Consider the following 18,025-nt stretch of genomic DNA (forward strand, 5'->3'; position numbering starts at 1 on the left):
GGCTCAGTCTAGGAACTGACCGGCTGGCATCCTGAGCAGGATGAGCAACGGCAGCACCGGTGACCTCGCCCGGGTGGAGAACGAGCTCCTGGCCCGGTGGCCGGAGAACCGGCTGGAGCCCTCGCTCACCCGCATCAACGCGCTGGTCGACCTGCTCGGGTCACCGCACCGCGCGATGCCGGTGGTCCAGGTCGCCGGCACCAACGGCAAGACGACGACGGCGCGGATGATCGACGAGCTGCTGCGCGGGTTCGGCCTGCGGGTCGGCCGCTTCACCAGCCCGCACCTGCAGTCCATGCGCGAGCGGATCGTGCTCGACGGGGAGCCGGTGAGCGACGAGCGCTTCGTCGAGACCTACGAGGACATCGCGCCGTACGTGCAGATGGTCGACGCCGCGGGCGAGGTCCCGATGTCGTTCTTCGAGGTGATGGTCGGGATGGCCTACGCCCTCTTCGCCGACGCCCCGGTCGACGTCGCCGTCATCGAGGTCGGCATGGGCGGTACCTGGGACGCCACCAACGTGGCCGACGCGCGGGTCGCCGTCGTCACCCCGGTGGACATGGACCACGCCGAGTACCTGGGCCCCGACGTGCCGACGATCGCGGGGGAGAAGGCCGGGATCATCAAGGCCGGCTCCATCGCCGTGCTCGCCCACCAGCAGCCCGGGGCGCTCGACGCCCTGGTGCGCCGCGCGGTCGAGGTCGAGGCGGTCGTGGCCCGCGAGGGCACCGAGTTCGGCGTGCTGGAGCGCACGGTCGCCGTCGGCGGCCAGCAGGTGCGGCTGCAGGGGCTCGGCGGTGAGTACGACGAGGTGTTCCTCCCGCTGTTCGGCCAGTACCAGGCGCAGAACGCGGCGACGGCGCTCGCCGCGGTCGAGGCGTTCCTCGGCGCGGGGGCTTCCACCGGGCCGATCGAGCAGGAGACCGTGCGCGCGGCGTTCGCCGGCGTCCGCTCGCCCGGCCGCCTCGAGAAGGTGCGCACCAGCCCGACGGTGCTGGTCGACGCCGCGCACAACCCGGCCGGGATGACGGCGACGGTGGCGGCGATCCGCGAGTCCTTCGACTTCACCCGGCTCGTCGGCGTCGTCGGCGCGGTCCACGGCAAGGACGTCACCGGCATGCTCGCCGCGCTGGAGGAGATCTGCGCCGAGCTGGTGGTCACCCAGAACAGCTCCGACAGGTCGATCCCGGCCGACGAGCTCGGCGCGCTGGCCGTGGAGGTCTTCGGCGCCGACCGCGTGAGCGTCTCGCCGCGGTTGCCCGAGGCGGTGACCGAGGCGATCGAGCTGGCCGAGGCCGGCCCGGACGACGCCCTCGGCGGGTCCGGCGTCCTCGTGACCGGCAGCGTCATCACCGCGGGCGAGGCGCGCAGCCTCTTCACCGGGGGTGGGGCGTGACCGCCCCTGATCCGCTCCGGGCGGCCAAGGCGCTGCGTGGTGCTGCGGCCGGCGTCCTCGTGCTGGAAGGCCTGGCCGTCCTCTTCGTGCCGCGCGGCATCGCGCAGACCGAGGAGGGGCTCGGGGGAGTGCGGCTGACGCTGCTGCTCGTGCTCTCCCTGGTGCTGATCCTGGCCAGCGGGGTGCAGCGCCGAGAGCGAGGGCTGCTGATCGGCACCGCCCTGCAGGTGCCGCTGCTGCTCACCGGCCTGATCAACAGCGTCATGTGGTTCGTCGCGGGCGCCTTCGTGCTCATCTGGCTCTACCTGCTGCAGGTGCGCAAGGAGCTGGTCGGCAGCCGGTTCGCCCCCGTGACGGCGGCCCGGACGGGTGACGCGGACGGTGCTGGTCCAGCCACCCCGTAGGCTCCGGCCCCGTGACTGAACGCACTCTCGTCCTGGTCAAGCCCGACGGCGTCGCCCGTGGTCTCGTCGGCGAGGTGATCACCCGCCTGGAGCGCAAGGGCCTGCGGCTGGTGGCCGCCGAGCTGCGCACGCTGCCCCGTGAGGTCGCCGAGACCCACTACGCCGAGCACAGCGAGCGCCCCTTCTTCGGCGACCTCGTCGAGTTCATCACCGGCGGCCCGCTCCTGGCCCTCGTGGTGGAGGGCCCCCGGGCCATCGAGGCGTTCCGCGCGCTGGCCGGCGCCACCGACCCGGTCAAGGCCACCCCCGGCACCATCCGCGGCGACTTCGCCCTCGAGGTGCAGAACAACATCGTGCACGGCTCGGACTCGCCCGAGTCGGCCGCGCGCGAGATCGGCCTGTTCTTCCCCGACCTGGGCTGACCCCGGCTCCTCCGGCGGGCAGTGGCAAGCGGCACTGACCCGTTCGGGGGATACGGCCCTCCGCCTGCTCCGGGGAAGCCCGGTGCCGCCCGATGGGGTGGTGTCGGCCCCACCCGGGGGCCGCGGCAGGCGGAGGGGGCGTGGTGCGCACCAGGTCTCCTGCGCTGCGTCCCCTGCTGGCCGTCGTGCCGGTGGGGCTCCTGCTCGCCGGTGCTCTCGTCTGGCAGTCCACGGCGGCGGCGTTCACCGCGACCACAGACAACGCCGGCAACACCTGGCGGGCCGGGAGCGTCGCCCTCACCGACTCCGCAGGTGGCTCCGCGCTGTTCGACCCGGCCACCGACGGCGCCCTCCAGCCGGGGTCCACCGGCTCGCGGTGCATCCGCGTCGACTACACCGGCGACCTCCCCGCCGACATCCGCCTGTACGTCACCACCCCGACCGCCGGCGCGGTCACGCTCGACCCGTTCCTGGTCATGAGCGTCGAGCAGGGGCAGGACGTCACCGCCGCCACGACGGTCGATGCGGACTGCACCGGCTTCACGTCGACAGCTACGCCGACGTTCCGCTTCAACACCGCGTCGGCCGACCTCGGGTCCGCGGACCAGACGAAGACCCTGGCCGCGCTCAAGGCGGCCAGCCCGGACTACGCCCGCGGGCTCCCCGTGGGCAGCTCCGTGCCGGGCGGCACCTCGCTCACCTTCCGGATCACCTACTCGGTGGTCGACGACAACAACGCGCAGAACGCCCGGTCGTCGACCACCTTCACCTGGGAAGCGCAGAACACCCCGTGACCCGCGTCGAACGCGGTGCGGCGTCGGGCACCGGCCGGGTGCGGCCGGTGGCCCGCGCGGTCGTCGTCCTCGGTCTCACCGTGCTGACCGCGCTCGTCCTGGCTGCGCTCGTCCCGCTGGCGGCCGGTTACTCCGCGTACGTGGTGACGAGCGGCTCCATGGCCCCCCGGGTCAACCCGGGGGACGTCGTGGTCACCCACCCGGTCACCCCGGCCGAGCTGCGGACCGGCCAGGTGGTGCTGGTCGAGGACGTCGACGTCCCCGGCGGGCTGCTGCTGCACCGGCTGGTCTCCTTCGACGAGGAGGGCCGGCTGGTCACGCGCGGGGACGCGAACCAGTCCGACGACAGCGTGCACCCCGAGCCGTCCCAGGTCCGGGGCGTCGCCGCGCTGCGGGTCCCGTGGGTGGGCCTGCCGGCGCTCTGGCTGGAGCAGGGCAGCTACGGCGCCGTCGCCGCGACCGTCGCCGTCCTGGCCGCCGGGGCCGTCTTCGCCGCCAGGCCGGGCCGGCGTCGCGCCGCCGACGTCCCGCGCGACGGTGCGACGGAGAGCCCGGACGTCGACCCGGAGGCCCCCACCGCCTGGGACCTCCCGCCCGTCGGCGATGCCGAGCCCGTCCGGGAGGCTCCGTCGCTCCCGCCCGTGCCGCCCGCCCGACGCGCCGAGCCCCTCCGGGAAGCCCCCTCGGCCCACCCGCTCCCGCCCGTCCGCCACGCCGCGCCGGTCCGGGAAGCCCCCTCGGCCCGCCCGCTCCCGCCGGTCCCGCCCGTCCGCTCGATGCGGCACGACCGGCCCGTCGTCGTGGCGGCGCTCCCCATCCACCTCACGTCCAGCTCAAGCGGGGCCGCACGCCTGTCGAAGACAGGGACGGAGCGACGTGCCACCGTGCGCAGCTTCGCCCGGCCGGCCGTCTCGACCACAGGAGGGGAGGGGAGCAGTGCGCCCACCACCCGTCAGGCACGTCCGCCGGTCTCGTTCGCGGTCGGCGACCGTCGCGACGATCGGGGTGCTGCTGCTCGGGCTCCTGGCCCTCGGGTCGCTCCGGCTGGCGAGCGCGGCAACCGCACCGACGGCGGGAACTTCGGCGGTCAGCCTCGTCGATGACGCCGGCGGCGCCGCGCTGTTCTCCTCCGACGGCCTGCGCCCCGGCGGGGTGGAGTCCGCGTGCGTGGGGCTCACCGCCCGCGGCTCGGTCCACCCGGCCACCGAGGTGTCCCTCGCCGCCAACGTGACGTCCGGCGGGCTGTCCCCCTACCTGCGGGTGTGGGTGGAGCGGGGGAGCGTGCCCGCCGGCGGCACCTGCGGCGCCTTCACCGGCGCCGTCATCTGGAACGGGACGCTCGACTCCTTCCCGGCCACGGGCACGTCCGGCATCGCGACCGGGTGGCGTCCCGCCGTGACCGAGCGCAGCGTGTACCGCTTCACCGTGAGCGTGCTCGACGACTCCCGCGCCGCCGGCCTCAGCACCTCGGCGACCTTCCGCTGGGCGTTCACCGAAGCGGCCCCGCCGCCCCCGACCCCGCCGCCCCCGTCACCCACGACCCCGCCGACCGTCGTGCTGCCGCCCACGACCAGGGCGCCCCAGGTGACCGACGTGCCCACCTCCGCCCGGGCGACGGACACGACGGCGAGGGCTGCGCCCTCCACCTCGGCCGCGCCTGCCGTCGTGACGACGGAGGCGGTGCCGTCGACGTCGCCGTCCACGTCGCCGTCCGTGCCCCTGTCGTCGGCTCCTGTTCCCCCCGCCGACGGCGGGAGCAGGCGCGTCGTCGAGGCGCCGCCGCTGGAGTCCGGCGCCGCCGCGGCGGTGCAGGCCGCCCTCGCGGAGGCCGGTCAGGTGGCCGCCGACGTCGCTCGCACGGTCGAGGCGGTGGCCCAGGACGGGCAGTACCCGCTGGCGCTGGTCGGCGTCGTCGCCGCCTTCCTGTTCCTGCAGGGCCGGCTGGACCGCCGAGACCCCAAGCTGGCGTTCGCGCGCGTGCGCGAGGAGCTGTCGGAGTACCGCGACTTCCCCGGACCACCCCCCACGGAGACGACATGACCGCCCCCGCCCAGTCGATGGAGATGGTGCCGCTGGCCGACCGGCTGCGGTGGCTGCTGGTGGTCCGGATCGGCGTGGTGGCGCTGCCCCTGGTGGCCTGGTTCGTCACCGGCGACCGGAGCGACAGGTCCGTGGCGGTGCTCGCCGTCCCCGGCCTGCTCCTCCTGCTCACCGGGCTGCTGCTGCAGTGGCGGTCGCGCCGCGGGCGCCGCTGGGCGGTCGCGGCGATGACCGTGCCGATCACCCTCGACGCCGTCTACCTGGGGTGGGCGTCGTACCTGACCGGCGGCCTGTCCGGTCCTGTCGTGTACGTCATCGCGCTGCACGTGCTGGCCGTGACCCTGGTGGGATCGTTCCGCACGGGCGTGAAGATGGCGTTCTGGCACTCGCTCGTGATCATGAGCCTGCTCGAGGCGGTCACCACGGGCGTGCTGCCGTCGGGCGGCCCGGGCACCGAGTTCCACGGACTCCGGTACGGCGTCTTCCTGGCGGTCGTGTGGGTCACCGCCGTCACCACCGCCGTGCTGGCCGGGGTGAACGAGCGGGAGCTGCGGCGGCGGCGCTACGACGAGGCGGTGCTGCGCCGCCTCTCGGCGGCGCTCCACGAGGCCGAGACCGGGGTGGAGGTCGCCGAGGCGCTCCTGGACTTCACCCTCGACGCCGGGGACGCCACGCTCGCGGCCGTCCAGTGCCGGCTGGCGGCCGGCGACTCCGAGGCGAGCACCCTGCTCGCCCGCAAGCGGCAGGATGAGCCGCTCGAGGTGCTCCGGGACGTGGCCGAGCCCGGCCCCGGGTCGCTCGTCGAAGCGGTGACGGCGGCGGGCACCACGATGCTGGCGGCGATGCGCGCCCCGGACCCGTGGGTGGACGACGTGCTCGACGGGGCGCCCCGGGTGGTCGCGGTGCCGTTCGCCATCGAGGGGCAGGGCACCGGCGCGCTGGTCTTCCAGAACGATGCCCGCGCCGGGTCCCGGATCGAGCAGCGCCGGGTCGCGGTCGTGGAGCAGGCGGTCGCGCACACCGCCACCGCCCTGGCCCGCGTCGCGCTGCTCGAGCAGCTGCAGCGCAGCGCCCTCACCGACGGCCTGACCGGGGTGGCCAACCGGCGCGCCTTCGACGTCGCGCTGACCCGGGAGATCGCGCTCGCCGGCCGCACGGATGCGGCGCTGGCGGTGATCATCCTCGACCTCGACAAGTTCAAGAGCCTCAACGACACCTACGGCCACCTCGCCGGCGACGACGTCCTCCGCGGGGTCGGCGCGGCCCTGCGGCAGTGCACCCGGCAGGGCGACCTCGTCGCCCGCTACGGCGGCGAGGAGTTCGTGCTGCTGTTGCCCGGGGCGACCGAGGAGGACGCCATCAGCGCCGCCCGGCGGGTGCGCAGCGTCCTGCGAGGGGTCGAGGGCCCCCGGACGATCACCGCCAGCCTCGGGATCGCCCGCTGGCCCGTCCACGGGGCCACCGGCCCGGAGCTGCTGGCCGCCGCCGACTCCGCGCTCTACGCCGCGAAGGAGGGCGGGCGCGACCAGGCGCGGGTGGCCGGCCGGGAGGGCCCGGTCACCGGCGGCGACGGCGAGGACGGCCTCGACAGCTGGGACGACGTCCGCCCGCTCGACGTGCGGGCGGTGCCGGTGCCGCCCCCGCTGCGGTCGGCCTCCGTCATCGGCTGACCTCCGCCGCCGCGCCGCTCAACCCCGGGCACGTTTCTGCCGACATGGGGGAGAGGACCCCGACCCACGGAGCGGGCGGGCGGAGCGTGGAGGTGGCATGCGGGCGCAGCGTGGTTCCCGCCGAGGGCTGCGCGCCGTCGCGGCGGCGCTCGCCGCGCTGGCCCTCGTCCTCGCGCCGACGGCCCTCGACGGCACCCGCGCGGCCTTCTCGGCGACGACGTCGAACGCCGGCGACGAGATGGCGACTGCCCAGCTGCAGCCACCGTCGACCCTGTCGGCCACGCAGAGCTGCGCGTCCACGCCGACGATCACGCGTCGGCCCTTCAGGGGTGGCGCCGGTACCACGACGGTCACCGCCGCGATCCCCACCGGGACCACCACCGGGGACGTGATGTTGGCGCAGATCGCCTACCCCGGCGGACCCGAGACGATCACCGCGCCCAGCGGCTGGACCCTGCTGCTGACGACCAGCAGTGGCACGCGGCTCACCTCGGCGATCTACTGGAAGGCCGCCACCGCGGCCGAGCCCTCGGTGACCTTCAGCCGGCCGGCGGGCAGCACCGGCGACTTCGCCCTCGGGGTCGTCACCTACGTCGGCGCCCGGCTGAGCGTCCCCACGGTGCACGGGAGCGGCGCCGGAACAGGGACGACGGCGACGACCCCGTCGCCGAGCACCACGGGCACCACGACCGAGGTCACGCACTTCCTGACCCAGCGGCAGGGGCTCCTGTCCGTGCCCGCCGACACCGCCCAGGTGTACAGCGGCTCCACCAGCAGCACGACCGCCGCCGTGGGTCTGGTCGCGGCTGCCGAGACCTTCCCCGGGCCCGGGGCCCTCCCGACCCGCACGGCCACCTCGACGACCAGCGACGCGTGGGTCGCGCAGACCGTCGTGCTCCGGCGGGTCGCCGGGACGCCGACGGCCGGCCTGGCGTGGACGGCGAGCCCGAGCTCGTGGGGGAGCGGCTACCAGCTCGCCCGGCAGGTCGGCGGCAGCACCCAGTCGACCGGGACCGTCGCGGACCCGGCGACGACCAGCACGACGGACGGCCCGCTCGTCAACGGCACCACCTACACCTTCCGGCTGGCGGCGTACCGGGGCAGCTGGCGTTCCACCGCGGTGACGGCGAGCCTCACCCCGGACTGCTGATCGAGCCCTGCCGCGAGGGAAGCGGCTCAGCGGGACGAGCGCACCACCGCGACGGCGACCAGCACGATGCCGGCCACCAGGCCCGCCCAGCACAGCAGCAGCATCGCGCCCTCGGCGCTGCCGCGGGTGGACTCCTGCGCCAGCCCGATCCACATCAGCCCGAGCACCGACAGCAGTGCGACGACCCCGCCCACGAGCGCGATCGCGCCGTTCCGTGATGTCCGCTGCTCCACCGGGCTCTCCTCGTCTGGCGTCGGACGGCCAGTCTGCCCTCTGCACCCAGAGGCGCGCCGCGCCGGGAGATCGGGCCCGCGGCGCCCGAGGGCGGGGAGCGGCGGGGAACGCCGTCTACCCTGGACCGGTCATGACTGCAGAGCTCCGCACCACCGCAGGCGAGTCGCTCTACCCGCGACTCGAGCCGCTGCTGGCCCAGATCCAGAAGCCGATCCAGTACGTCGGCGGTGAACTCAACGCCCAGCTGAAGCCGTGGGAGACCGCGGACGTGCACTGGGCGCTGATGTACCCCGACGCCTACGAGGTCGGCCTGCCCAACCAGGGCCTCATGATCCTGTACGAGGTGCTCAACGAGCGCCCGGACACCCTCGCCGAGCGGACCTACGCCGTCTGGCCCGACCTCGCCGCGCTGATGCGCGAGCACGGCGTCGGCCAGTTCACCGTCGACGGCCACCGCGCCGTCCGCGACTTCGACCTGCTCGGCGTCAGCTTCGCCACCGAGCTCGGGTACACCAACCTGCTCGAGGCGCTCGACCTCGCCGGCGTGCCCATCCACGCCATCGACCGCGACGAGAGCCACCCGGTCGTCGTCGCCGGCGGGCACGCCGCCTTCAACCCCGAGCCGGTGGCCGACTTCGTCGACTGCGCGGTGCTCGGCGACGGCGAGCAGGCCGTCGGCGACATCACCGACGTCGTCAAGGCGTGGAAGGCCCAGGGCCGCCCCGGCGGTCGCGAGGAGCTGCTCGCCCGGCTGGCCCGGGTCGACGGCGTGTACGTGCCGCGCTTCTACGCCGTGAGCTACGGCGTCGACGGCACGATCGCGGCCGTCACCCGCACCCGGGACGACGTGCCCGAGCGCGTCGGCAAGCGCACCGTCATGGACCTCGACGAGTGGCCCTACCCGAAGACGCCGCTGGTCCCGCTGGCCGAGAGCGTCCACGAGCGCATGAGCGTGGAGATCTTCCGCGGCTGCACCCGTGGCTGCCGCTTCTGCCAGGCCGGCATGATCACCCGTCCGGTGCGCGAGCGGACGATCACCGGCATCGGCTCCATGGTCGAGCAGGGCCTCAAGGCGACCGGCTACGAGGAGGTCGGCCTGCTCTCGCTGTCCAGCGCCGACCACTCCGAGATCGGCCAGGTCGCCAAGGAGCTCGCCGACCGCTACGAGGGCACCAACACCGGCCTGAGCCTGCCCAGCACGCGCGTGGACGCCTTCAACGTCACGCTGGCCAACGAGCTGTCCCGCAACGGCCGGCGCTCCGGGCTCACCTTCGCCCCCGAGGGGGGCAGCGAGCGCATCCGCCGGGTCATCAACAAGACGGTGTCCAAGGAGGACCTCGTCCGCACGGTGACGACGGCGTACGCCAACGGCTGGACGCAGGTGAAGCTCTACTTCATGTGCGGGCTCCCCACCGAGACCGACGAGGACGTCCTGGAGATCGCCGAGCTCGCGGTCGAGGTCATCCGCGCCGGCCGCGAGGCCAGCGGGCGCAAGGACATCCGCTGCACCGTCTCCATCGGTGGCTTCGTGCCCAAGCCGCACACCCCGTTCCAGTGGGCGAGCCAGGCCAGCGCCGAGACCATCGACCACAGGTTGAGGGTGCTGCGGCAGGCGATCAACGCCGACCGGCGCATCGGCCGCTCGATCGGCCTGCGCTACCACGACGGCAAGCCCGGCGTGATCGAGGGACTGCTGTCCCGCGGTGACCGCCGCGTGGGCCGGGTCATCGAGCGCGTCTGGCGCGAGGGCGGCAAGTTCGACGGCTGGAGCGAGCACTTCTCCTTCGACCGCTGGACGGCGGCCGCCGCCGAGGAGCTCGCCGCCTTCGGCGTGGACCTCGACTGGTTCACCACCCGCGAGCGCACCCAGCACGAGATCCTGCCCTGGGACCACCTGGACTCCGGGCTGGACAAGGAGTGGCTCTGGGACGACTGGCAGGACGCGCTCTCCGAGGAGGAGGTCGCCGACTGCCGGTGGACCCCCTGCTACGACTGCGGTGTCTGCCCGACCATGGGCACCGAGATCCAGATCGGCCCGACCGGGCGCAGCCTGCTGCCGCTGACGGTCGTCTGATGGCCCGTCAGCCCGACGGCCCGCCGCCGCCGCCGACCGTCCAGAAGCTGCGCATCCGGTACGCCAAGCGGGGTCGCCTCCGCTTCGCGAGCCACCGCGATCTGGCCCGTGCCCTGGAGCGCGCCCTGCGCCGGGCGCAGGTGCCGATGGCGTTCTCGGCCGGGTTCAGCCCGCACCCCAAGATCTCCTACCTGGGGGCGGCGCCCACGGGCTCGGCCAGCGAGGCGGAGTACCTGGAGGTCGGCCTGGCGCGCAGGTGCGACCCGGAGGCCGTGCGGGCCGCGCTGGACGCCGCGCTGCCGGTCGACATCGCCGTGATCGAGGCCGTGGAGGCCGCCGAGGGCACCGGCTCGCTCGCCGACCGGATCGACACCTCGGTGTGGCGGCTGGAGCTCCCGGGCCTGAGCCTGGCGGAGCTCCAGCCGGCCGTGGAGGCCTTCCTCGCCAGCGAGGTCGTCACCGTCGCGAAGCGCACCAAGAACGGCCTCAGGGACATCGATGCACGCCCGGCCGTGGCCAGCGCGTCGGCGGCCGAAGAGGCCGGTTGTGCCATACTGCACATGGTCGTCCGGCAGGTCACACCCGCTGTTCGACCAGACGACGTGTTGGCCGCCCTGGCTGCCGTCGCCGACCTGCGCCCGCCGTCGCCCCCACGGGCCGTGCGTGTGGCGCAGGGCCGGCTCGACGACACCGGGACCGTGGCTGATCCGCTCGGTCCCGACCGCATGGCGAGCACCCGCTGCCAGGGGGAGCCCGCACCGGTCTGACCGGACGGAGCCCTGGAGGACTCGCGCCGTCGAGCGGCACGGCTGCCAGACGTGACGCACCCGTCCCGGGCCAACCCGGCCCGGACGCCCCAGCCCAGCACCACCGCAGACCACCGCAGGACCGGCACCACCGAGTTCCACCGCGTCCAGCACCACCGGGCGCGGGCACCGCAGCACTCCGGCCCTCGCAGCGGCAACCGCCGCGCGAGAGCCGCATCAGACTTTTCGCAGGACGAGCCCGACCGCCGTAACCCCGCGCGGCGGCCCGTCCCGCCCAACCCGTGCACCTGCGCGGCCGCCAGTCCCCCCAGATCGGCGCCCGGGAGCACCACACAGGAGGCGAGAGCCCTCGTGGCTGACACCGACCACAGCACCAGCGGCACGACCGACCAGGGAGCCGGCACCGGGCCGGACACCCCGCAGCCGGCCGAGGCCGAGGTGACCGGCATGCCGGCGACCCCCGACGAGGGGGCCCCTGCCGAGGAGTCCCCGGTCGACGCCGCTCCCGAGGACGCGGCCGACGAGGACGTTCCCGACGCCGACGTCGCGCCGAACACCCCCCAGCCCGCCGAGGCGGAGGTGACCGGCATGCCGGCGACCCCCGACGAGGGCGCACCCGAGGAGCCGGCCCACTCGCCCTTCGGCGCGCACTTCAGCTCTCCGGAGCCCACCGCCGTCGTCGCCCGGCCCCGCCGCCGGGCCACCCGGCCGGCCGCCGCCCCCGATCCCGACGCCGCCCCGCCGGTGACGCCGCCCGCCCCCGTCGCAGCGGCCCCGGCCTTCATCAGCTTCATGGCGCCCGCCGCCGACGCTCCGGCGCCCCGCCGCCGCAGCCGCCGGCCGGCGGAGTCGCCCGACCCCGAGGTCCTCGACGAGGTCGCGGACGCCGCCGACGACGACCGCGACGAGGCCGACGTCGAGGCCCCCCGCAGCCGGCGCGGCCGCTCCCGCGGCCGCCGTCCGGCCGAGGACCGCCTCGAGGCCGAGCCGGTCGACGCCGACGACGACGAGCAGGCCGAGGACGCCGAGGACCGCGACTCCGGTGAGGACCGCGAGGACGGCGGCTCGGCGGGCAGCCGGCGCCGCCGCCGCGGACGTCGCGGCCGCGGCCGTGGCCGCAGCGGGGAGGACTCCGCGGACTCCGACGACGAGGCCGACGACCGTCCCGCCGATGCCGGGTCCGACGAGGACGACGACGACACGGAGTCCGCCGACGAGCAGGCCGGGTCCGACGACGACGGCGAGGAGGGCACGTCCGGGTCGAGCACCCGCCGGCGCCGCCGCCGTCGCCGTCGTGGCGGCAGCTCCGGGGGCGACGACGCCTCCGACGACGGCGACGACGACGACCGCCCGGAGCGGGCCGGCCGCAACGGTCGCGCCACCAGCGACGACGACGTCCGCGGCATCACCGGCTCCACCCGCCTGGAGGCCAAGCGCCAGCGCCGCCGGGACGGCCGGGACACCGGTCGCCGCCGCCAGCCGATCCTCAGCGAGGCCGAGTTCCTCGCCCGCCGCGAGGCCGTGGACCGCAAGATGGTCATCCGGCAGCGGGGCGAGCGCACGCAGATCGCCGTCCTCGAGGACGACGTGCTCGTCGAGCACTACGTGACCCAGGCGCAGGCGACGTCCTTCGCCGGGAACGTCTACCTCGGCCGCGTGCAGAACGTGCTGCCCTCGATGGAGGCGGCGTTCGTCGACATCGGCAAGGGGCGCAACGCCGTCCTGTACGCCGGTGAGGTCAACTGGGACGCCGCGGGTCTCTCGGGCAAGCAGCGCTCGATCGAGACGGCGTTCAAGTCCGGCGACAAGATCCTGGTGCAGGTCACCAAGGACCCGATCGGCCACAAGGGCGCCCGGCTGACCCAGCAGATCAACCTGCCCGGCCGCTTCCTGGTCTACGTGCCCGGCGGCTCGATGACCGGGATCAGCCGCAAGCTGCCCGACACCGAGCGCCAGCGGCTCAAGGACATCCTCAAGCGGATCGTCCCCGAGGACGCCGGCGTGATCATCCGGACCGCGGCGGAGGGCGCCTCGGAGGAGGAGCTCACCCGCGACGTCAACCGGCTGACCGCGCAGTGGGAGGTCATCAAGCAGAAGTCGGAGTCGACGTCGAGCGCGCCGACCCTGCTCTACGGCGAGCCGGACCTCGCGATCCGCGTCATCCGCGACGTCTTCAACGAGGACTTCAAGGACCTGGTCGTCCAGGGCGACGACGCCTGGGACACCGTCGAGGCCTACGTCGCGCACGTGAGCCCCGAGCTGACCGAGCGGCTGTCCCGCTACACCGGCCAGGGCGACGTCTTCCACGACCTGCGCATCGACGAGCAGCTGGCCAAGGCGCTGGACCGCAAGGTGTGGCTGCCCAGCGGCGGCTCGCTGGTGATCGACCGCACCGAGGCGATGACCGTCGTCGACGTCAACACCGGCAAGTTCACCGGCTCCGGCGGCAACCTCGAGCAGACCGTGACGCGGAACAACATGGAGGCCGCGGAGGAGATCGTCCGCCAGCTCCGGCTGCGCGACATCGGCGGCATCATCGTCATCGACTTCATCGACATGGTGCTCGAGAGCAACCGCGACCTCGTGCTGCGGCGGCTCACCGAGTGCCTGGGCCGCGACCGCACGAAGCACCAGGTCGCCGAGGTCACCTCGCTGGGCCTGGTCCAGATGACCCGCAAGCGCGTGGGCCAGGGCCTGCTCGAGGTGTTCTCCGAGAACTGCGAGCACTGCCGCGGGCGCGGCATCATCGTCAGCACCGACCCGGTCGACGAGAAGCGCCGGGGCAACGGCGGCGGCAACGGCAACGGGAACGGCGGCGGCGGCAAGGACTCCGGCGGTGCCAAGGAGTCCGGTGGCCGGAACCGCGGCGGCCGGGACCAGTCCCGCGACGCCGGCAAGGAGACCGCGCCGGAGCCGGACACCGACGAGAGCGCCGAGGCGTCGACGGCGACCGACGCCGAGCCGACGGAGGGCACCCGCAGCGGTGGTCGTCGCAACCGCGGCCGTCGCAACCGCGGGCAGTCGGGGGAGGACCGCGCCGCCGAGGACGCCGCCGTGCTCGCCGGTACCCGGGACGAGGGCGGCTCGCCGGTCGAGCCGGCTGCCGACGGCTCCGCGGAGACGGTCGAGGACGTCGTCCCGCCCGTGCCCGCGGTCGAGCCGCCGGCCGCAGCGGTAGCCGACGCCGAGCCTGCCGCCGAGCCCGAGGTCGACGACGTGCTGCCCGCCGGCGAGGTCGCGATGGTGGAGGCGCCGGAGCAGGACGCGATGCCGATCACCCCGGCCACGACGGCCGCTGACGTGACCCCGGACGGCGTCGCGCACAGCACCGACGCCGGTCCGGAGGCGTCGGTGGCCCCGGCCGCCGCGGAGGAGGAGGCGCCGGTCGCGGCCTCCCGTCCGCGCCGTCGCCGGGCCGCCAGCCGCCCGGCCGGGCCGCCGGCCTGAGGCCCCGTCCGGAGGCTCGCCCCGAGCTCGCGAGGGGCGAGGAGAACGGGGTCCTTCGATCGGGTACGCTGGTCGGGTTGCTGCGCCACCGCGCAGGCGCTCCCGGGCGCCGCGGGATCGGTGGGAGCGGCTCGTCCAAGCACCCGGCGCCCCCCGGTCGTGCGCGCCGGACACAGAGCTTGACGTGAAGAAGCAAAACGAGGAGTCAGTGGTGTACGCAGTGGTGAAGGCCGGCGGCAGCCAGCACAAGGTGGCCGTGGGCGACACGTTCACGATCAACCGCCTGGCTGGTGCGGCGGGCGACAAGGTCGCTCTCCCGGCCATCCTCCTGGTCGACGGCGACACCGTCACCAGCGACGCGGCGGCCCTGGCCAAGGTGACCGTGACCGGTGAGATCGTCGAGCACGGCAAGGGCCCGAAGATCCACATCCACAAGTTCAAGAACAAGACCGGCTACCACAAGCGGCAGGGGCACCGTCAGCCCCTGACCAGCGTCGTGGTCCGCGACATCTCGAAGGGCTGACCTCGACATGGCACACAAGAAGGGCGCATCGTCCTCCCGCAACGGTCGTGACTCGAACGCGCAGCGCCTCGGCGTCAAGCGCTTCGGTGGTCAGGTCGTGAAGGCCGGCGAGATCATCGTCCGCCAGCGCGGGACCCACTTCCACCCGGGCCTGGGCGTCGGTCGCGGCAGCGACGACACGCTGTTCGCGCTCGCGGCCGGTGCGGTCACGTTCGGCACGCGGCGGGGACGCAAGACGATCTCCATCTCCGCGGTCGAGGCCTGACGAAGGACCCCGTCCTCCCCGCCCTTCGCACGCTCAGGGCGGGACCCGGGACGGGGCCGTTCCATCCGCGTTCGAGCGCACGGGCCGACGCCCGTGCGCTCGAGGCGTTTCTGGAGTAATTGACACATGGCCGCTTTCGTCGACCGCGTCACCATCCACGTCGCCGCTGGTAACGGCGGGCACGGCGTGGCCTCGGTGCACCGCGAGAAGTACAAGCCGCTCGGTGGACCCGACGGGGGCAACGGAGGAGACGGCGGCGACGTCGTCCTCGAGGTGGACCCCAGCGTGCACACCCTGCTGGACTTCCACCACCGCCCGCACCAGAAGGCCGCCAACGGCCGCCCCGGCGCCGGCAGCAACCGGCACGGCGCCCGTGGTGAGGACCGCGTGCTGCGCGTCCCCGAGGGCACCGTCGTCACCGCCGGCGGGCGGGTGATCGCCGACCTCATGGGTTCCGGCACCCGCGTCGTCCTGGCGCACGGCGGCAAGGGCGGGCTCGGCAACGCCGCGCTGGCCAACTCCCGGCGCAAGGCCCCGGGCTTCGCGCTGCTCGGCGAGCCGGGCGAGGAGCTCGACGCCGTCTTCGAGCTCAAGAGCATCGCCGACGTCGGCCTGGTCGGGTTCCCCTCGGCGGGCAAGTCCTCGCTGGTCGCGGCGATGTCCGCGGCCCGGCCGAAGATCGCCGACTACCCGTTCACCACGCTGGTCCCCAACCTCGGCGTGATCCGCTCCGGCGACACCGTCTACACGATGGCCGACGTCCCCGGCCTGATCCCCGGGGCGTCGACCGGCAAGGGCCTGGGCGTGCAGTTCCTCCGCCACGTCGAGCGCTGCGCCGTGCTGGTGCACGTGATCGACATGGCGACGATGGAGCCCGGCCGCGATCCCGAGACCGACATCGACGCCCTCGAGCACGAGCTCGCGGAATACGGTGGCGACGAGCTCGACCTGGTCGGCCGGCTGCGGATCGCCGTCCTCAACAAGATCGACGTCCCCGACGGCCGGGAGCTGGTGGACCTCGTCCGCGGCGCCCTCGAGGCGCGGGGCCTCGAGGTGTTCCCGATCAGCGCCGTCACGGGGGAGGGGCTCAGCGCCTTCGGCTACGCCCTCGCCCGCGCCGTCGAGGAGCACCGCGCCTCGCTGCCCGCGCCCGAGCCGGTGCGCATCACGCTCACCCCGCGCGCGGTGGACGACTCGGGCTTCACCGTCGAGCGCGACCCGGAGGACCCGGACGGCTTCGTGGTCCGCGGCGTCAAGCCCGAGCGCTGGGTGCGGCAGACCGACTTCACCAACGACGAGGCCGTGGGCTTCCTCGCCGACCGGCTCAACCGGCTGGGTGTCGAGGAGGAGCTGGCCAAGTCCGGGGCCCGCGAGGGCGACGCCGTCACGATCGGCGGGGTCACCTTCGACTGGTCGCCCACGCTGCCCGCGGGCACCCTCACCGTCGAGGAGGCCGCCGGGCTGGGAGGCCGCGGTACGGACAACCGCCTCGAGGACAACAAGCGCGTGGGCGCCGCCGAGCGGCTGGCCGCCAAGCAGGCCCGCCGCATCCCCTTCGAGGCGACCGACGAGGGCTGGACCGACGAGGACCTCGAGGGCCTCGACCCCCTGGCCGACGACGTCCTGGTGGACGGCGACCGGTGACCGCGCAGGTCCCCGTCGACGTCCCCGCCCGCCCGGAGATCGCCGGTGCGGGCCGGGTCGTGGTCAAGGTCGGCTCGTCGTCCCTGACCACGCTGCCCGGAGGGCTCGACGTCGACCGGCTCACCGCGCTGGTCGACGTGCTCGCCGCCGTCCGGGCCTCCGGGCGCGAGGTCGTGCTGGTGTCCTCCGGCGCCATCGCGGCGGGCCTGTCGCCGCTGGGTCTGGACGGGCGCCCTCGCGACCTGGCCACCGCGCAGGCTGCGGCCAGCGTGGGGCAGCTGCGGCTGGTGCAGACCTACGCCGACGCCTTCGGCCGGCACGGGATCACCGTCGGGCAGGTGCTGCTCACCGCCGACGACCTCACCCGCCGCAGCCACTACCGCAACGCCCGCCAGACCGTCGACCGGCTGCTGGACCTGGGCGTGCTGCCGATCGTGAACGAGAACGACACGGTGGCCACCGAGGAGATCCGGTTCGGCGACAACGACCGGCTCGCCGCGCTGGTCGCGCACGTGGCCCGCGCCGAGGCGCTGGTGCTGCTGTCCGACGTCGACGGGGTCTACGACGGCGACCCGCGCACCGGGCCGGCCGAGCTGGTGGACACGGTGCGGGAACCGGCCGACCTGGCCGCGGTCACGCTCGGCTCCGCCACCCGCAACGGCGTGGGCACCGGCGGCATGGCGACCAAGGTGGAGGCCGCGTTCATCGCCGCCCACGCCGGCGTCCCCGTCGTCGTCACCTCCACCCCGCAGGCCGGCGGCGCGCTCGCCGGCGACCGGGTGGGCACCCTGTTCGCCCCGATGGGCAAGCGGCCCAGCGCCCGCCAGTTCTGGCTGCGCTACGCCAGCCGCCCCCGTGGCCGGCTGATCCTCGACGCCGGCGCGGTGACCGCGGTGGTGGAGCGGCACGCCTCGCTGCTGGCCGCCGGCATCACCGGGCTGGCGGGGGAGTTCGTCGCCGACGACCCGGTCGAGCTGGTCGGGCCCGACGGAGCCGTGGTCGCCCGTGGGCTGGTGGCCTACGACGCCCGCGAGATGCCGGCGCTGCTCGGGCGGAAGACCGGGGACCTGCCGCCGGAGCACCGCCGCGAGGTCGTGCACCGCGACGAGATGGTGCTCGTCTCCCGCCCGCGCCGCGTCTGACCGCCGCGTGCGGCGTGCTCGTGGCGGCGGGAGCCGACGGGGCCGGTCGGGGC

At 74.6% G+C, this 18,025-nt stretch carries 16 protein-coding genes; 15 read left to right on the top strand and 1 reads right to left on the bottom strand.

Translation table 11 applies throughout. The annotated features are described in order from the left end of the window. The first annotated feature begins 40 nt into the window (after positions 1-40). The 8 genes from DQ244_RS05435 to DQ244_RS05465 all read left to right on the top strand — a co-directional run bounded on the left by DQ244_RS05435 (position 41) and on the right by DQ244_RS05465 (position 7,876). Entirely contained in the window at positions 41-1,396 is a 1,356-nt protein-coding gene (locus tag DQ244_RS05435) for a folylpolyglutamate synthase/dihydrofolate synthase family protein (RefSeq protein ID WP_113810352.1), read from the top strand. After that, positions 1,393-1,800 carry a DUF4233 domain-containing protein gene (locus tag DQ244_RS05440; protein WP_113810353.1) on the top strand — a complete coding sequence of 136 codons (408 nt, stop codon included), beginning with the start codon at positions 1,393-1,395 and terminating at the stop codon, positions 1,798-1,800. The genes DQ244_RS05435 and DQ244_RS05440 overlap by 4 nt, the downstream gene beginning before the upstream one ends. Before the next feature lie 11 nt (positions 1,801-1,811). Then, positions 1,812-2,222, top strand: a complete 411-nt coding sequence (gene ndk, locus DQ244_RS05445) for a nucleoside-diphosphate kinase (protein ID WP_113810354.1) — start codon at positions 1,812-1,814, stop codon at positions 2,220-2,222. A gap of 140 nt (positions 2,223-2,362) precedes the next feature. Beyond that, complete coding sequence (locus DQ244_RS19315) at positions 2,363-3,016, top strand: hypothetical protein (RefSeq protein WP_158544473.1); 654 nt, start codon at positions 2,363-2,365, stop codon at positions 3,014-3,016. Then, the gene (locus DQ244_RS19320) at positions 3,013-4,119 is read left to right on the top strand and encodes a signal peptidase I (RefSeq protein ID WP_158544474.1); all 1,107 of its coding nucleotides are present in this window, start codon (positions 3,013-3,015) and stop codon (positions 4,117-4,119) included. The genes DQ244_RS19315 and DQ244_RS19320 overlap by 4 nt, the downstream gene beginning before the upstream one ends. Continuing rightward, the gene (locus DQ244_RS05455) at positions 4,022-5,056 is read left to right on the top strand and encodes a hypothetical protein (RefSeq protein ID WP_113810355.1); all 1,035 of its coding nucleotides are present in this window, start codon (positions 4,022-4,024) and stop codon (positions 5,054-5,056) included. The genes DQ244_RS19320 and DQ244_RS05455 overlap by 98 nt, the downstream gene beginning before the upstream one ends. Then, positions 5,053-6,726, top strand: coding sequence for a diguanylate cyclase (locus tag DQ244_RS05460; RefSeq protein ID WP_113810356.1), 1,674 nt, complete (start codon positions 5,053-5,055; stop codon positions 6,724-6,726). Before DQ244_RS05455 ends, DQ244_RS05460 begins: the two co-directional genes overlap by 4 nt. A 97-nt stretch (positions 6,727-6,823) precedes the next feature. Continuing rightward, the gene (locus tag DQ244_RS05465) at positions 6,824-7,876 is read left to right on the top strand and encodes a hypothetical protein (RefSeq protein ID WP_113810357.1); all 1,053 of its coding nucleotides are present in this window, start codon (positions 6,824-6,826) and stop codon (positions 7,874-7,876) included. A 26-nt stretch (positions 7,877-7,902) separates the two neighbouring features. On the opposite strand, the gene DQ244_RS05470 is transcribed toward DQ244_RS05465, so the two are convergent. Then, complete coding sequence (locus DQ244_RS05470; protein ID WP_113810358.1) at positions 7,903-8,109, bottom strand: hypothetical protein; 207 nt, start codon at positions 8,107-8,109, stop codon at positions 7,903-7,905. 131 nt (positions 8,110-8,240) lie between these two features. Between DQ244_RS05470 and DQ244_RS05475 the strand changes: the two genes are divergently transcribed. From DQ244_RS05475 to proB, 7 genes are all read left to right on the top strand, one after another. Beyond that, positions 8,241-10,184, top strand: coding sequence for a TIGR03960 family B12-binding radical SAM protein (locus DQ244_RS05475; protein ID WP_113810359.1), 1,944 nt, complete (start codon positions 8,241-8,243; stop codon positions 10,182-10,184). Beyond that, complete coding sequence (locus DQ244_RS05480; protein ID WP_113810360.1) at positions 10,184-10,951, top strand: TIGR03936 family radical SAM-associated protein; 768 nt, start codon at positions 10,184-10,186, stop codon at positions 10,949-10,951. Before DQ244_RS05475 ends, DQ244_RS05480 begins: the two co-directional genes overlap by 1 nt. Positions 10,952-11,302: 351 nt before the next feature. After that, positions 11,303-14,398 carry an Rne/Rng family ribonuclease gene (locus tag DQ244_RS05485; RefSeq protein ID WP_233491182.1) on the top strand — a complete coding sequence of 1,032 codons (3,096 nt, stop codon included), beginning with the start codon at positions 11,303-11,305 and terminating at the stop codon, positions 14,396-14,398. 211 nt (positions 14,399-14,609) lie between these two features. Further along, positions 14,610-14,921: a 50S ribosomal protein L21 gene (gene rplU, locus DQ244_RS05490; protein WP_104524746.1), complete on the top strand. Its 312-nt coding sequence runs from the start codon at positions 14,610-14,612 to the stop codon at positions 14,919-14,921. A 7-nt stretch (positions 14,922-14,928) separates the two neighbouring features. Continuing rightward, positions 14,929-15,186, top strand: a complete 258-nt coding sequence (gene rpmA / locus DQ244_RS05495) for a 50S ribosomal protein L27 (RefSeq protein WP_113810361.1) — start codon at positions 14,929-14,931, stop codon at positions 15,184-15,186. Positions 15,187-15,312: 126 nt separating this feature from the next. After that, positions 15,313-16,830, top strand: a complete 1,518-nt coding sequence (gene obgE / locus DQ244_RS05500) for a GTPase ObgE (RefSeq protein WP_113810362.1) — start codon at positions 15,313-15,315, stop codon at positions 16,828-16,830. Beyond that, positions 16,827-17,972 carry a glutamate 5-kinase gene (proB, locus tag DQ244_RS05505; RefSeq protein WP_233491183.1) on the top strand — a complete coding sequence of 382 codons (1,146 nt, stop codon included), beginning with the start codon at positions 16,827-16,829 and terminating at the stop codon, positions 17,970-17,972. Before obgE ends, proB begins: the two co-directional genes overlap by 4 nt. Positions 17,973-18,025 lie beyond the last annotated feature (53 nt).

Source organism: Blastococcus sp. TBT05-19 (assembly GCF_003319095.1).
GTDB lineage: Bacteria > Actinomycetota > Actinomycetes > Mycobacteriales > Geodermatophilaceae > Blastococcus.

Coding starts and splice junctions, on each gene's coding strand:
- DQ244_RS05460 (WP_113810356.1), top strand. CDS start 5,053: ATGACCGCCCCCGCCCAGTCGATGGAGATGGTGCCGCTGGCCGACCGG.
- obgE (WP_113810362.1), top strand. CDS start 15,313: ATGGCCGCTTTCGTCGACCGCGTCACCATCCACGTCGCCGCTGGTAAC.
- DQ244_RS05475 (WP_113810359.1), top strand. CDS start 8,241: ATGACTGCAGAGCTCCGCACCACCGCAGGCGAGTCGCTCTACCCGCGA.
- DQ244_RS05465 (WP_113810357.1), top strand. CDS start 6,824: ATGCGGGCGCAGCGTGGTTCCCGCCGAGGGCTGCGCGCCGTCGCGGCG.
- DQ244_RS05480 (WP_113810360.1), top strand. CDS start 10,184: ATGGCCCGTCAGCCCGACGGCCCGCCGCCGCCGCCGACCGTCCAGAAG.
- rpmA (WP_113810361.1), top strand. CDS start 14,929: ATGGCACACAAGAAGGGCGCATCGTCCTCCCGCAACGGTCGTGACTCG.
- DQ244_RS05435 (WP_113810352.1), top strand. CDS start 41: ATGAGCAACGGCAGCACCGGTGACCTCGCCCGGGTGGAGAACGAGCTC.